Origin of the sequence: Veillonella dispar (genome assembly GCF_937975875.1) — a bacterium.
Taxonomy (GTDB): domain Bacteria; phylum Bacillota; class Negativicutes; order Veillonellales; family Veillonellaceae; genus Veillonella; species Veillonella dispar_B.
The window spans coordinates 1-13,688 of record NZ_CALJSP010000037.1 but is presented as its reverse complement, the minus strand read 5'-3'; the positions used below and the strand labels follow the sequence as shown (position 1 = coordinate 13,688).

Annotated in this window: 16 protein-coding genes, 1 pseudogene and 1 riboswitch; of the genes and pseudogenes, 1 reads left to right on the top strand and 16 read right to left on the bottom strand. The window is 35.9% G+C overall.

The window, feature by feature from the left end; all coding sequences use genetic code 11:
• Positions 1-48: 48 nt before the first annotated feature.
• Positions 49-357, bottom strand: coding sequence for a LysM domain-containing protein (locus Q7P05_RS01635; protein ID WP_295868843.1), 309 nt, complete (start codon positions 355-357; stop codon positions 49-51).
• 242 nt (positions 358-599) lie between these two features.
• Between Q7P05_RS01635 and lexA the strand changes: the two genes are divergently transcribed.
• Positions 600-1,271, top strand: coding sequence for a transcriptional repressor LexA (lexA, locus tag Q7P05_RS01630; protein WP_303930170.1), 672 nt, complete (start codon positions 600-602; stop codon positions 1,269-1,271).
• Positions 1,272-1,422: 151 nt separating this feature from the next.
• On the opposite strand, the gene Q7P05_RS01625 is transcribed toward lexA, so the two are convergent.
• The 15 genes and pseudogenes from Q7P05_RS01625 to Q7P05_RS01555 all read right to left on the bottom strand — a co-directional run.
• Entirely contained in the window at positions 1,423-2,277 is an 855-nt protein-coding gene (locus Q7P05_RS01625) for an IS3 family transposase (protein WP_303930171.1), read from the bottom strand.
• Entirely contained in the window at positions 2,241-2,810 is a 570-nt protein-coding gene (locus Q7P05_RS01620; protein WP_303930169.1) for a transposase, read from the bottom strand. Before Q7P05_RS01620 ends, Q7P05_RS01625 begins: the two co-directional genes overlap by 37 nt.
• Positions 2,811-2,889: 79 nt before the next feature.
• Entirely contained in the window at positions 2,890-3,777 is an 888-nt protein-coding gene (gene dapA, locus Q7P05_RS01615; protein WP_295868848.1) for a 4-hydroxy-tetrahydrodipicolinate synthase, read from the bottom strand.
• Positions 3,778-3,798: 21 nt separating this feature from the next.
• Entirely contained in the window at positions 3,799-4,830 is a 1,032-nt protein-coding gene (locus Q7P05_RS01610; RefSeq protein WP_295783303.1) for an aspartate-semialdehyde dehydrogenase, read from the bottom strand.
• A gap of 23 nt (positions 4,831-4,853) precedes the next feature.
• Complete coding sequence (gene dapB, locus Q7P05_RS01605) at positions 4,854-5,651, bottom strand: 4-hydroxy-tetrahydrodipicolinate reductase (protein ID WP_303930168.1); 798 nt, start codon at positions 5,649-5,651, stop codon at positions 4,854-4,856.
• Positions 5,652-5,725: 74 nt separating this feature from the next.
• Positions 5,726-5,897: riboswitch (Lysine riboswitch) on the bottom strand.
• A 41-nt stretch (positions 5,898-5,938) separates the two neighbouring features.
• On the bottom strand, positions 5,939-7,603 hold the full coding sequence (recN, locus tag Q7P05_RS01600) for a DNA repair protein RecN (protein WP_303930167.1): 1,665 nt from the start codon (positions 7,601-7,603) through the stop codon (positions 5,939-5,941).
• 4 nt (positions 7,604-7,607) lie between these two features.
• A complete protein-coding gene (gene argR, locus Q7P05_RS01595; RefSeq protein ID WP_024065706.1) occupies positions 7,608-8,063 on the bottom strand; it encodes an arginine repressor in 456 nt (151 codons plus the stop codon).
• Between the two features lie 320 nt (positions 8,064-8,383).
• On the bottom strand, positions 8,384-8,959 hold the full coding sequence (locus tag Q7P05_RS01590; RefSeq protein WP_119206660.1) for a class I SAM-dependent methyltransferase: 576 nt from the start codon (positions 8,957-8,959) through the stop codon (positions 8,384-8,386).
• A 27-nt stretch (positions 8,960-8,986) separates the two neighbouring features.
• On the bottom strand, positions 8,987-9,871 hold the full coding sequence (locus Q7P05_RS01585) for an NAD(+)/NADH kinase (RefSeq protein ID WP_296005818.1): 885 nt from the start codon (positions 9,869-9,871) through the stop codon (positions 8,987-8,989).
• A gap of 9 nt (positions 9,872-9,880) precedes the next feature.
• Positions 9,881-10,684 (bottom strand): TlyA family RNA methyltransferase, encoded by an 804-nt coding sequence (locus Q7P05_RS01580; RefSeq protein ID WP_303930166.1) that lies wholly within the window; start codon positions 10,682-10,684, stop codon positions 9,881-9,883.
• A complete protein-coding gene (locus Q7P05_RS01575; protein ID WP_119206663.1) occupies positions 10,681-11,160 on the bottom strand; it encodes a divergent PAP2 family protein in 480 nt (159 codons plus the stop codon). The genes Q7P05_RS01580 and Q7P05_RS01575 overlap by 4 nt, the downstream gene beginning before the upstream one ends.
• A 28-nt stretch (positions 11,161-11,188) precedes the next feature.
• The gene (locus tag Q7P05_RS01570; protein ID WP_303930165.1) at positions 11,189-12,067 is read right to left on the bottom strand and encodes a polyprenyl synthetase family protein; all 879 of its coding nucleotides are present in this window, start codon (positions 12,065-12,067) and stop codon (positions 11,189-11,191) included.
• Between the two features lie 9 nt (positions 12,068-12,076).
• The gene (gene xseB, locus Q7P05_RS01565; protein WP_005386632.1) at positions 12,077-12,283 is read right to left on the bottom strand and encodes an exodeoxyribonuclease VII small subunit; all 207 of its coding nucleotides are present in this window, start codon (positions 12,281-12,283) and stop codon (positions 12,077-12,079) included.
• Positions 12,258-13,481 (bottom strand): exodeoxyribonuclease VII large subunit, encoded by a 1,224-nt coding sequence (gene xseA / locus Q7P05_RS01560; RefSeq protein WP_303930164.1) that lies wholly within the window; start codon positions 13,479-13,481, stop codon positions 12,258-12,260. The genes xseB and xseA overlap by 26 nt, the downstream gene beginning before the upstream one ends.
• Before the next feature lie 2 nt (positions 13,482-13,483).
• Positions 13,484-13,688 (bottom strand): annotated as a pseudogene (locus Q7P05_RS01555) (metallohydrolase); the annotation flags it as partial.

The window sequence follows — 13,688 nt, the reverse complement described above, 5'->3', positions numbered from 1 at the left end:
ACATCTATTGAGTAGCTGCCTTTTTGCGTGGGTTACACCCATATATATTTAGTTTTGAGCCACATAGTCCAAAGCTCTAACTGGACTATCAGTTTTATGTGCTGGTACCTTTAAAACTGTACCAGGTACAAGTGTACCAGAATCACTGATGTTGTTAAGTTCTTTCATGGCATATACCATTTCACGAACATCCATATCTTTATGAGCTGTGCGAGCTGCAATATCCCACATTGTATCGCCTGCTTGTACCTTTACTTCGCGTACTGCATGTGTATTTGCATCTGTTACAGGGTTTGTCATATTATAACCAAATAATACTGTTAAGCACATTCCTAGCATCATTAATATATTTTTCATCTCATACCTCACATTTATATCGAACATAATATCTGAGAACATTTGTTTGTTTACATGCATATGATAGCACACGAACGAATGTTCGGTCAAGAGTTTTAGAACAAATGTTTGCAAAAACTTTTAAAATTGCCTATAATAAGTATGTAAGTTAGTAATTATCTTACTTTTTCATTATATAGTATGACATGTGTTATTTTTTACGCATATAAATATTGACATTACATTGACTTTGGAGGTTCATCGTGAGACGCCCTGCTACAGATATTAATACTAAACAGCGCCGTATATTAGATTTTATTAAAGATTCACTACATAATGAATATCGTTGCCCTACTGTTCGTGAAATCTGTACACATGTAGGGCTTAGTTCTACATCTACTGTACAATCTCATTTGAATGCTCTAGAAAAGTTTGGTTATATTAAACGAGATCCTAATAAAAACCGTGCTATTACTGTTTTAGAGGATACAAAACCTTCTATTTCTGTAGATGGTAATGAAACTTCCAGTTCTGATAACTTTGAATTTTTAGGTGTTGGTCTAAAACAAGTACCTCTCATTGGTACTGTTCAAGCTGGTATGCCTATTACTGCAGTTGAAAATTTAGAGTCTACCCTTACATTGCCTGTTCAATTGACTGGGGATTCTGATTGCTTTTTACTTCGCGTTCAAGGCGAATCTATGATGAATATCGGTATGTATGAAGGCGATATGCTTATTGTACGTCATCAAAATACTGCTAATAATGGAGACGTTGTAGTGGCTCGTATTGATGATGAAGCTACTGTAAAACGTTTTTATAAAGAAAATGGACATATTCGTTTACAACCGGAAAATGATGATTTTGATCCTATTATTGTGGATGATTGTCATATTGAAGGCCTTGTAATCGGTCTTGTACGCGATAGAATTTAATAAAAAACGGCTACATAGTATATTGTAGCCGTTTTATTTTTACCTTATTTCTACATTATGTTTTAGTCTTAACTCTCTATTATATACAGATATAAAAAAACAGTAGCTACATATGTGATATGTACCCATTTTCCTGGACACATATTATTTACTAGCCTAAACACATGGATGCTTCCCTGTATTTTACAGGGGGCATCCATTTTGTTTTTGCTTGAATCCTTTTGTTATTGTAATAGTTAATGTATTCTTCTATCGCTGCTGCAAAAGCATTAAAAGATGAATATTCTCTCTCAAAACCATAATATATTTCCGTTTTCAATCTACCAAAAAAGGTTTCCATCACAGAGTTATCATAACAATTTCCTTTTCGAGACATAGATTGAATAATACCATGCTCTTTGAGTGTTCTCCTAAAGTACTTATGTTGGTATTGCCATCCTTGATCAGAATGGAGGATTAATCCTGAAAGATTAGTAAACTTCTTGAATGCCTTCTCTAACATACGAGAAATTTGTTCTAAGTTAGGACTTAATGCTAAGTCATAAGCAACAATCTCATTCGTATTCATATCTAAAATAGGCGACAAATAGCATTTTCCCCATGAGAAATTAAATTGAGACACATCAGTAGTCCATTTTTGTAATGGTGCAGTTGTACTAAAATCTCTATTGACGATATTTTCTGCTACCTTACCGACTTTCCCTTTGTAAGAGTGGTACTTTTCTTTCGGTCGCTTTCCTGCGAGCCCCATAATATGCATAAGTCTTTGCACTCGTTTATGATTGACTACAAAACCTCGATTAAGAAGCTCTTGGTATACACGCCGCACACCATACCGACCTTTATGTTCTGTAAAAATCTTTTGAATTTCATCTTTTAGCTTTGTATTTCTTTTATCTACAAGATCTACTTTAGTAAGTTCAAAATAATAGGTAGATTTGGACATTGGCATAGCTTTCAAAAGATGTTTTAGTTGATAGCCTTGTTGGCGGAGCGTTTTGATAATCGCTGCTTTTTCGCCTTGAGTCGCGCAGCCTCTTTTTCTTCTCTCAAGGCAATCTCTTTTTTTATGACTTCATTTTCAGCTTTAATATAAGCAATTTCAGCTCGTAAGCGAATGAGTTCCTCATATTCACTCTCTTTGAGCTCTCGAGGTGAGATAGTCTTAGGTACTTTCATTTTGCAATCCTTTGGTGATCGTCCTTTAGGTTTATTAATAAGACCATTGTATCCCAAAGTTATGTATTTATGAACCCATTGATACAGTTGGCCAGTATTAATTCCAGCCCTAATAGATACAGAGCGGATAGATTCTCCAAATAATACTTGGCATACTAACTCATATTTCTTCTCTGGAGACCAACATCGCTTATCTGGATTATGCTTATTGATTTCTGGGCCATTAAACTCTTCCTGTTTAGCCCATTTTATTATTTGTTCGTGAAAAGAATGAGTCAATACTCCAGTTGGCGTCTCTGGCCATTCACCTTGATTAAATAATTCAATTGCTTTTCTTTTAAATTCATAACTATATCTCATGAAAATACCCCCTTTACTGGTTGTCCAGTAAAGGGGGTACATATCATATGATAGCTACTGTTTTTTGTGTCTGTATATTTTATTTTACATATTCAGCTAAAGCTTTATCAATATATGCTGCTTCTTCAGCACTAGGATCACACATCGGTAAATTAAATACACCCGCAGGTAAGCCAATTTTACGAGCTGCATATTTAACAGGAATTGGGTTTGTAGTGATAAACATCGCTTTAATGATATCTGCTAAGCTTTGATGAATACGAAGTGCTTCGTGATTATGACCTGATTCATAAGCTTGAATCATAGTATTCATATCTTTGCCAGCCACATGGGACACTACGGATACTACACCACAAGCACCTACTGATAACATTGGTAATGTAAGTCCATCATCCCCACTGTATACCATAAAGTCTTCTCCTGGCATTAAGCGTTTGATTTCAGAGGCAATCATAAGATTGCCACTAGCTTCTTTAATAGCACATACATGTGGATATTCACTATGTAATTGAGCTAGTGTTGTAGGAAAAATTCCTGTTCCAACACGGCTTGGTACATTATATACCATGATTGGAAGCGTAGTAGCCTCTGCAATAGCTTTAAAGTGTAAGTATTGGCCTTGTTGATTTGGCTTATTGTAGTAAGGTACTACAACCAATAAACCATCAATTCCATCAATTTTAGAAACTTCTTTCACAAATTCTACAGAAGATTTTGTGTCATTTGAACCTACGTTAGCAATAATAGAACCTTTATGACCACATTCTTTAGCAATAGCTGTAAATAATGCTAATTTATCCTCTTTAGACATGGATGGATTTTCCCCTGTTGTACCGCATACAACGAGGCCATCAGAGCCATTATCTAACAAATGATTAGCAATAGCTACACTATTTTCTATGTTTAAGGATCCATCATTATTAAATGATGTAATCATAGCCGTTAATACTCGACCAAAGGTTTTCATATCTGTCCTCCCCTTGATAGATTAAAATGCTTGTTTTTCTACCAAGTACTCAGCAATTTGCAACGCATTAAGTGCTGCACCTTTACGAATTTGGTCCCCTACAATCCAGAAATTCATACCTTTGTCATTATATAAGTCTTTACGAATACGGCCGATTTCACAGTCGTTTTGATTAGATGTATATAATGGCATTGGGTAAATTTGTTCTGCAGGATTATCTTTTACTTGTAAACCAGGGAATTTCTCACATGCTGCTTTGAAAGCTTCTACAGAAACTGGTTCTGCTGTTTCTACTAAAACAGATTCAGAGTGGGAACGATACACTGGAACACGTACAGTAGTTGGTACTACTTGAATTGTGTCGTCGTGAAGAATTTTTTGTGTTTCATGAACCATTTTCATTTCTTCTTTTGTGTAATCATTGTCCAAGAACACATCAATTTGTGGTAAAAGGTTAAATGCTACAGGATAATGTTTAGGCGCAGAACCTGTTGGTAATAAGTTTGCAGTCATTTCTTCGCCAGCTGTATATTGTTTTACTTGGTTTTCAAGTTCTTCAATACCTTCTTTACCTGCACCAGATACTGCTTGATATGTACTTACTACAATGCGTTTAATTGGAGAAATATCATGAAGTGGTTTCAAACCTAAGCTCATAATAATAGTGGAGCAGTTAGGATTCGCAATGATACCTTTATGTTTTAAAATATCTTCTGGATTTACTTCTGGTACTACAAGAGGTACTTCAGGATCCATACGGAATGCACTAGAGTTATCAATAACGATAGCGCCTCTTTTAGCTGCTTCTGGTGCTAATGTTTTAGAAATAGAACCACCTGCAAATAGAGCGATATCAATATTTTCAAAGGATTCAGGCTTTGCTTCCTCTACTACATATGTTTTACCATTAACGGTAAGTTCAGTACCTGCAGAACGAGCAGATGCTAACAATTTTAGATTTTCATATGGGAAATTACGCTCTTCAATAAGTGTAATAAATTCAGCACCTACTGCACCAGTAGCACCAAGAATTGCAACATTAGGTTTTTTCATTACTATATCTCCTTGCTATTATATTATAAATAATGCTCTAAGCCGTATGTTAAACCAGTTTTAGTACTAATTTTTTTACATGCTAATACTACGCCTGGCATAAAGGAAAGACGGCTTAAACTATCGTGACGAATCGTTAATGTTTCATCATAGCCACCAAATAGTACTTCTTGGTGAGCTACGTAACCAGGTAAACGAACGCTGTGAATGGTTACGTCATCAACCTTAGCACCACGAGCACCTGGTAAACTTTCACGAGTTAAATCTTCTGCTGCAGTTGCATTCGCAGCTTGTTTAGCTTCGTTAATTAATTTTGCTGTTAAAATAGATGTACCAGATGGCGCATCATATTTATGGTTATGATGAAGCTCAATAATTTCTACATTAGGGAAATATGGAGCCAATTCAGCAGAAACCTTCATCATCATAACTGCACCAAGAGAGAAATTAGGTGCTACAAGGCAATTGGCATTATTCTTACGTCCAATAGCATCTAATTCATCGCGTTGTTCCGCTGTTAAACCAGTAGTACCAATAACTACATGAATGCCTGCGGATAACATCTTTTTAGCATTTTCATAGATGACAGCAGGATTTGTAAAATCTACAATAACTTCAGGTTTATTTGTATCAAGTACCTCATCGATGGAGGCATTCATTGTAATTCCTAATTGTTCGATGCCCGCTACGGAGCCTACATCTTGACCTGCCTTAGTAGGATCGATACCACCTGCTAATGTTAATTCAGGATCATTATGTACTGCTTTGACTACTTCGCGGCCCATTTTACCGCCAGCGCCATTTACCATTACTCGAATCATATATACCTCCAAAAAAGCCAGTGGATGCATCCACTGGCCTTATAGTTTATATAGCTTATAACTGTTACTAAAAGCTCAATGATAGCACTCCACCAATTCAAATTGATGACAGTCGTCTATCTATTAAATAGACAACCAGAACGATGAGTCGCAATCACCGAACTTCGGCAAGCATCCCTTTTATCATGGATCAATGCATGCCTACTCCTCATGATTACTCTTTATACTCGCACCTCTATCAACATATTCACTTAATACTATTAGTATAAGTAATTATGCGATTTTAGTCAATTAAAATGGTCAATTAGTTCTTTAGCTGCAGCCAATGCAGTGGAAGACATGCCTCGACCAGACATCATAGAAGCAATTTGCGTTACTCGTTCCTCTTCATTAAGTACCGACAATGTTGACACAGTACGGTCATCTTGCTCAATTTTAGCTAAATGGTAATGTTGTTTTGCAATACTTGCTGTTTGAGGTAAATGGGTAATACAAAATACTTGATTAGTCTTAGATAGATGTAGAATTTTCTCAGCAACCTTTAAAGCTATATCTCCACTAATACCAACATCAATTTCATCAAATACCATTGTCTTGAACGTATCACTACGGAAGACAGATTTGAAGGCTAATGCAATCCGAGCTAATTCGCCACCAGAGGCTACCTTGTGAAGCGGTAACAATTGTTCCCCCTTATTGGCAGAAAATAGTAGTTCAATGGAGTTTGCACCTAAAGCTGATAAGCCATCCTCATCCTCTATATGGAACTGTATCTCCCCTTTTGGCATGCCTAGGTCTACTAATTCTTGATGTAGAGCGTTAGCAATAGTCTTTGCATTTTTAAGACGTATATCACGTAAAACTGTTAAAGCTTCTTCTGCTACCTTTTTTGCCTCTTCAAGACGAGCTTCTAATTCGTCTTGTGCAAATACAAGGCCTTCTAGTTCCTCTAAACGAGCTTGAGCCTTTTCTTCGTATGCCAGAATTTCTTCTACAGTTTCACCATATTTTTTCTTTAAGCCGTAAATAGTTGTATCTCTATCTTGGCAATACTTATAGCGTTCTTCGTCATAGCTAATAGTATCTCTATAACGATCTAACGATTGAGCAGCCTCTTCCAGTTGGAAATAAGCAGAATCAACCATTTCAGATACTTCTTTCAGTTCACCATCATATTTTACAAGATCATTAACCTCTACCTTAATGGAGTTGATTGTATCTAGTAATGGTTGGCGACCATTATAAAAGGCATCATAACAAGAACCTAATACCTTATCAATATGTTCAAAACTATCGAGTCGTTTTAATTCCTCTGCAATAGAAACATCTTCACCGATTGTAAGTCCTGCTTCTTCAATCTCATCGATTTGGTATCGTAGCATATCGAGCTCTCGTGCTCGTTCAGACATATTTTCTTGTAAATGATCTACATCTTGTTTAGCTTGCTTATATACTTTATAGGCATCTAAATAGGTCTTGTAAGCCTTCTGTCCCTCTTTATTATAGGTATCTAAATATTCATGATGGGTATCGGCATCTAATAATCGTTGATTACTATATTGACCATGAATATCAGCTAAATGTTGACCAATTTCTTTTAATGCTTTTAATGGTATAGGTTGATCGTTAGCTAAGATGGTAGATTTACCATTGCGGTTAAATGACCGGGAGAGAATTAACTCCCCTTCCTCAACCATAATATTTTTAGATTCTAATAGCTCTTGTATACTTTGGTGATCGGCAATATCAAATATTCCATCTATAACAAAACTATCTTTACCATGACGAATGAACTCGCTGCTTGCGCGCTCTCCTAAAAGGATACTAAAGGCATCCATTAATATGGATTTCCCTGCCCCAGTTTCGCCGGTAAAGATAGTTATGCCATCATTAAATGAAATATTCATTTGCTCAATCAACGCAAAGTTGCGAATGCTCATTTGCGTTAACATCTATTTAGTCCTTCATTAAATCTTGAATTTTCGCTAAAATTGCTGGAACTTCAGCTTCAGATTTTGCAATTAACAAAATTGTATCATCACCAGCTAATGTACCAATAATTTCAGACCATTTTGCATGGTCAATAGAAAATGCTACGGATTGAGCTGAACCAGGAATTGTATGTAATACAACTTGATTCAAGCTATGATCTACCTTAATTAGAGAATCTTGGAATAATCGATTGATTCGACTACGAGATAGAACTACATTTTCTTCTGGAGATAATGCATATCGATAGTGTCCATCGCCTGTAGGAATTTTGATTAACATCAATTCCTTAATATCACGAGAAACAGTAGCTTGCGTTACTTCAATACCTTCTTCTAATAAGGCCGCTGCTAATTCCTCCTGAGTTTCAATCGCCTTGGACTGAACGATTTCTTTAATTTTGTTATAGCGATAGCGTTTCATTTTGAACTCCCTTTTTTAAAACTTGCACATAAAAGAGAATAGTATCTTTCTGCTATTATTATACCATATATTCATAATTAATATATGGTATAAATCGCATATCTCATACTAGTTATGCATATTATATTTATATTTAAAAAATTGTTAACATTCTATAGATTGAGGGCGTACAAACACATAGCCTATAGGCTTCATCTATTTATACGAAATTAATAATTTAAAACTAGAATAATATGCATGTATAAATAAAAGCCCCTATAAAGGGGCTTTTACATGTTTCTTATGAGTTTTATTCATGATGAATAAAGATATATTTCTTTTTATCGTTTTTGCAATATAAATAACTCAGGTGGATTATTTATTTGATTCATTGGATGCCAATGACATACATTATACAATTTCTGTTCTAAATCTGATAAATACGATTTAAGGATCTGCATTTCTTCTAACCCTTCTGTTGTTCCAGGGTAAGCAACAATTGTGATAACTCCAGACTTAGATAATTTCTCTAAACCCTCTTTTATAGCGTCAATTGTTTGATGCGGTTTAGTTATAACTTGATGATCGCCACCCGGTAAATATCCTAGGTTAAAAATCATTAAATCAATTACTTCATCTTTTAACTGATTAGCTAATGCACGATCATGGGAGTCATGGATAAATGTTAGGCTCACATCTTCAGCTATATCATTTGACTGCAATAACTCTTGGCTACTATTAATAGCTTTCATTTGAATATCGATGCCATATAAATGACAGCCTTTTTTTGCTCGCTCTGCTAGATATAATAAATCATGGCCATTACCACATGTTGCATCTACTACAACATTAGCGTGCTTCATTACTCGATCCCAGATTAAATGTTGAAACTGAACAGCATTGTTAATGTTAATCACAAAATCACCCCACTTGAGATTTTAGTATTATAACAACTCGTCACGACGAGAGGCTAATTTTTTAAATAATGTACCAAAGAAACATTGATCTTTAAAACGTACGAATAAGCAATATACTGGATTGGAGCTTATATGTAATGTTTCTTTATTGGTAAACGTATAGTCAAATGTACCGTCTATACAGATATGTAATTGAGGCTCTCGTTCTGGCATGGTGATTTGAATTGTATCATGCTCTTCCAATACAAGAGAAACGCCTTGAATAAGATGTGGTGCTACAGGAGTCACAATAATTGATCTATTATCAGGCTTCATAATAGGACCACCTGCAGATAGATTATATCCTGTAGAGCCTGTGGCAGAAGAAATGATCAAGCCATCAGAAGGATACATTTGCGTATGTTGATTATTGATGGACATATTGATACGTGCCATTTTAGCTGGTTCTGCACGGGTAATAACAATTTCATTAATGATAGGTACTAATTCTTCTTCATTACCATTATTACGGTCAATATACGCATATAAATGTCCACGTTTCTCGATATTATAATCACCCTTGGCAATACGCTTAATATGACTTTGCATTTGGTGAACTTCGATTTGGTTTAAGAAACCCAACTCACCAAGATTAATACCACAAACAGGTACATTGTATGGGTAAATTTGTCGTGCCAAATGGATGATGGTACCATCACCACCAAAACTAAAGGCAATATCTATTTGTTTAAAGATTTCTGGACGACTTAAAATGTGAGTTTCGGGAACCTTAAGTACTCGTGCAGGTGCATCTGATTCGAGATCATCTGGCAAGAATACTTCGATACCTTCATCTTTACAAATATGTGCAGCCATTTTTAAAACTGCCATAATATTGCTTTTCCCCATATTAGGGAAAAATCCGATACGCATAGTAATCTCCTATAATGAATGAGCTTCTGCAACCACTGTATCTATCAAAGCATCGTCAATGGTTAAAGCCCCTTCTTCGTACTTTTTAAAATAACCTAAAAACTCAATATTACCTTCCATACCTTTAATTGGTGAGAAAGTTAACCCGTGAACATATAATCCACAATCATAAGCAACATGTAAAATACGATGTAAAACCTCTTTATGGATTTCCGGATCGCGTACAATACCACCTTTGCCAACATTTTCTTTACCAGCTTCAAATTGCGGCTTAATTAAAGCAACGAGGGATCCTGTATCTTTTAACAATGTAGTAGCTACAGGTAATACTTTATCTAAAGAGATAAATGCTACATCTATGGAAATAAAGTCAACCAGTTCACCTAATTGTTCTGGTGTGACAGTGCGAATATTTTGCTTTTCCATATTGATAACACGTGGGTCTTGACGTAACTTCCAAGCTAATTGATTATAGCCTACATCGATAGCAAATACCTTAGCAGCACCATTTTGTAACGCACAATCTGTAAAACCACCAGTGCTGGCACCTATATCGACCATAACAGCGTCATGTAAATCGATAGGATACGTTTGAATGGCCTTTTCCAGCTTTAGCCCACCGCGACTAACATAAGGTAAGGTGTTGCCCTTTACTACGATATTGGCATCTACAGGTATTTTTGTACCTGCCTTATCAATACGCGTTGTGTCCATAAAGATTTGGCCAGCCATTATGGCAGCTTTTGCTTTTTCTCTACTTTCAAAAAGCCCTCGATTAACGAGGAGTATATCTAAACGTTCTTTACTACTCATATCACACCATTGTAAATATAATAAAATTGAATACACGCTACAATAATACCGAGGATTAATCCCCCAAATACCTCTACTGGAGTATGTCCTAATAACTCTTTTAAGGCCTCTTTACGAGTAATGACAACAGGTATGTTTTTCTTTGTAAAATAATCTACAATTTGGTTTAGAATTTGAGCTTGTCGCCCAGCCTCTAATCGTACGCCTGATGCATCATACATGACTACAATAGAGAATACTAAGGATAGGATAAAGAGATCAGAAGCTCCATTTTTCAGATATATGGCTGTAGTTGTAGCGATTACAAAGGATGTATGCGAACTAGGGAAACCACCAGATCCGACTAATCGTTCTGGACGAAATTTACCATGCCGAACTAGTTGCCATACGAATTTGATAGCCTGAGCAGTAAACCAACCCCAAAATGCGGCTTGCGCTATGTAGTTGTGTGCTATTTGTGGTAATATATCAATCATTATTTATACCTTCTTCAGGTCGTAACAATTAATTAGTACGTTCTAAAAGATAATTAATTAGTGCAGCTAGTATAGATGTATCATAAGAAACAGAGTTTAAAGCATCATGAGCCTGTTTTCCAACTAAAGAAGCTTGGTTTTTAGCCTCCTCTAAACCTAGTAAGGATACATAGGTAGATTTATGTTGGCGAATATCACTGCCAGGAGTTTTTCCTAATTCCTCAATTGTACCAGTTACATCTAGAATATCATCAGTAATTTGGAATAACAATCCTAAACAATTAGCATATTCCATAAGCGCTTTTCGAGTAGTCGTATCTGCATTGCCTAAGATGAGCCCTAATTCTACAGATGCATTAAATAATGCCCCTGTCTTTCCGCGGTGTAAAACCTTTAACTCCTCAAGTGGTATATGCTTATCTTCACTGAGCATATCGAAGGCTTGACCACCAACCATACCTTCAGGACCCGCTGCAGTAGCTACGCATTGAATGGCCTCAATTTTTTGTTGAGGTGTAGCAGTTGTATTAGTAGTCATTAGCTGAAAAGCATATGTCAATAATCCATCACCTGCAAGAATAGCCATACCTTCACCATAAACTTTATGATTTGTTAAATTGCCTCTACGATAATCATCATTATCCATAGCTGGTAAATCATCATGTACTAAGGAATATGTATGGATGCACTCCATAGCACATAGAAATTCCTTATAATCAGCTGGATCTTTATGAAGCATTTCTAATACAGCTTTAGATAAGATTGGTCGGATTCGTTTGCCACCTTGCATTAAACTGTAATTCATAGATTCATAAAGGGGTTTAAATTCTTGATTTGGGCTACTTAATACCTCACCTAACCATTGTTCAATATGTTGTTTGCTAGACGCTAAATAATCTTTGAACATAGAATCTCCTTATTCGCTGATGCGGACTTCTTCGATAATTTGTTGTACTTCATCTTCCACAGAATCGAGCATTTCTGCACATTCTTTTACTAATGTTAAGCCCTTCTTATATTGCGTTAAAAGTTCAGAGATGGTCATATCACCATCGTCTAATTGTTTAACAATATCCTCTAAGGCTTTATATTTTTTCTCATAACTTTTTAGTGATGCGGCCATCTTTGTGCGCCTCCTTTACCGTAGCAGTAACATAGCCATCAGCAAGTGTAACTCGTATATCATCCTTTGGTTGTAATTGCATAACAGATGTAATAGGTTTATCCTTATGTTCAACCTTTGCAAATCCTTTTACCATCATTTGTAATGGATTAAGAGACTCTAATTGTTGAGCTAATAATGCTAAGCCATGTTTCTCTGTATTGCAACATTCTTTTGTGGCATTGGTTAATGACTGTGAAAGCTCTTGTAAATGTGTTTTTTGTTTATGTAGAAATTGTAGAGCTGGAATGCCTAATCTACGATTAAAGAGCAATGTTAAATCGGTACGTTTCTGTTGTAATGTATACCGTATAAACTCATGTAGATACTCTTCTTTTTCTGATAATTGATCTTGCAATGTCGTTATAGGAAGTACTGCCATTTCTGCAGCATGACTAGGTGTTGCTCCACGAGCATCTGCTACATAATCACATAAGGTATAATCTGTTTCATGACCTACTGCTGAAATAACAGGCGTATTAGCAGTATAAATAGCCTCTACAACAGCTCTATCATTGAAACACCATAGGTCTTCCATAGATCCACCACCACGACCAACGATGATAACATCTACCTCGGGATCAGCATCGGCAGCAGCAATACCTCTTGCAATAACAGGTCCTGCAGTATTGCCTTGGACAGGAACGGAGAATAATTTAAATTGCACTAATGGGTTACGTCTCTCACTGACATGTAAAATATCATGCAATACAGCGCCAGATTGAGATGTAACAATACCTATGCAACTTGCCATGTACGGTAAACTTTGTTTGTGGCTGTCATCAAAGTATCCTAGCGCCGTTAACTCTCGTTTTAACGCATCAAATTCGAGCTGTAATGGACTTTTAGAGCCTATTTGCATATCTGATGCAATAAGATTTAAACGGCCCATTTTATTGTAAAAATTAACAGATGCTTTTACAGTCACTAATAAACCATTTTGAATGGCATTAGCTAGGCCCTTTTGCATGACGGTACTAGACCACATTGTTACATCAATAGCAGATTCCTCATCTTTTAAAGAAAAATACATATGACCACTACTATGACGTTTTGCATTAATAATGGTACCACTTACATATACATTCTTTAATAGATATTCACGGTCTAAGGTGCGCTTTATAAGATTGTTTAATTGTGTAATGGTTAATACATTCACGATTACCCTCTAGATTCTTGTAAAAAAGCAGCGCCAAAAGCATTGCCAGTGGCATTATCAACAGAAAATTGTGGCTGTGCTACATGTAATGTAAGATGATTACGTCTACAATAATGCTCCATACGTTGACGAAGTAAACTATTGCTCATTACACCACCTACGGCAATTAATGTTCGAACAGGTTTATTTTGTAAATGATAGGTAATC

What these genes read in the sequence shown, in the direction of transcription:
- Q7P05_RS01580 (WP_303930166.1), bottom strand. Translation starts at nt 10,684, where the DNA reads ATGAGTAGTAAAGAACGTTTAGATATACTCCTCGTTAATCGAGGGCTT.
- dapA (WP_295868848.1), bottom strand. Translation starts at nt 3,777, where the DNA reads ATGAAAACCTTTGGTCGAGTATTAACGGCTATGATTACATCATTTAAT.
- argR (WP_024065706.1), bottom strand. Translation starts at nt 8,063, where the DNA reads ATGAAACGCTATCGCTATAACAAAATTAAAGAAATCGTTCAGTCCAAG.
- dapB (WP_303930168.1), bottom strand. Translation starts at nt 5,651, where the DNA reads ATGATTCGAGTAATGGTAAATGGCGCTGGCGGTAAAATGGGCCGCGAA.
- Q7P05_RS01585 (WP_296005818.1), bottom strand. Translation starts at nt 9,871, where the DNA reads ATGCGTATCGGATTTTTCCCTAATATGGGGAAAAGCAATATTATGGCA.
- Q7P05_RS01635 (WP_295868843.1), bottom strand. Translation starts at nt 357, where the DNA reads ATGAAAAATATATTAATGATGCTAGGAATGTGCTTAACAGTATTATTT.
- Q7P05_RS01570 (WP_303930165.1), bottom strand. Translation starts at nt 12,067, where the DNA reads ATGTTCAAAGATTATTTAGCGTCTAGCAAACAACATATTGAACAATGG.
- Q7P05_RS01575 (WP_119206663.1), bottom strand. Translation starts at nt 11,160, where the DNA reads ATGATTGATATATTACCACAAATAGCACACAACTACATAGCGCAAGCC.
- recN (WP_303930167.1), bottom strand. Translation starts at nt 7,603, where the DNA reads ATGTTAACGCAAATGAGCATTCGCAACTTTGCGTTGATTGAGCAAATG.
- xseB (WP_005386632.1), bottom strand. Translation starts at nt 12,283, where the DNA reads ATGGCCGCATCACTAAAAAGTTATGAGAAAAAATATAAAGCCTTAGAG.
- Q7P05_RS01610 (WP_295783303.1), bottom strand. Translation starts at nt 4,830, where the DNA reads ATGAAAAAACCTAATGTTGCAATTCTTGGTGCTACTGGTGCAGTAGGT.
- Q7P05_RS01620 (WP_303930169.1), bottom strand. Translation starts at nt 2,810, where the DNA reads ATGAGATATAGTTATGAATTTAAAAGAAAAGCAATTGAATTATTTAAT.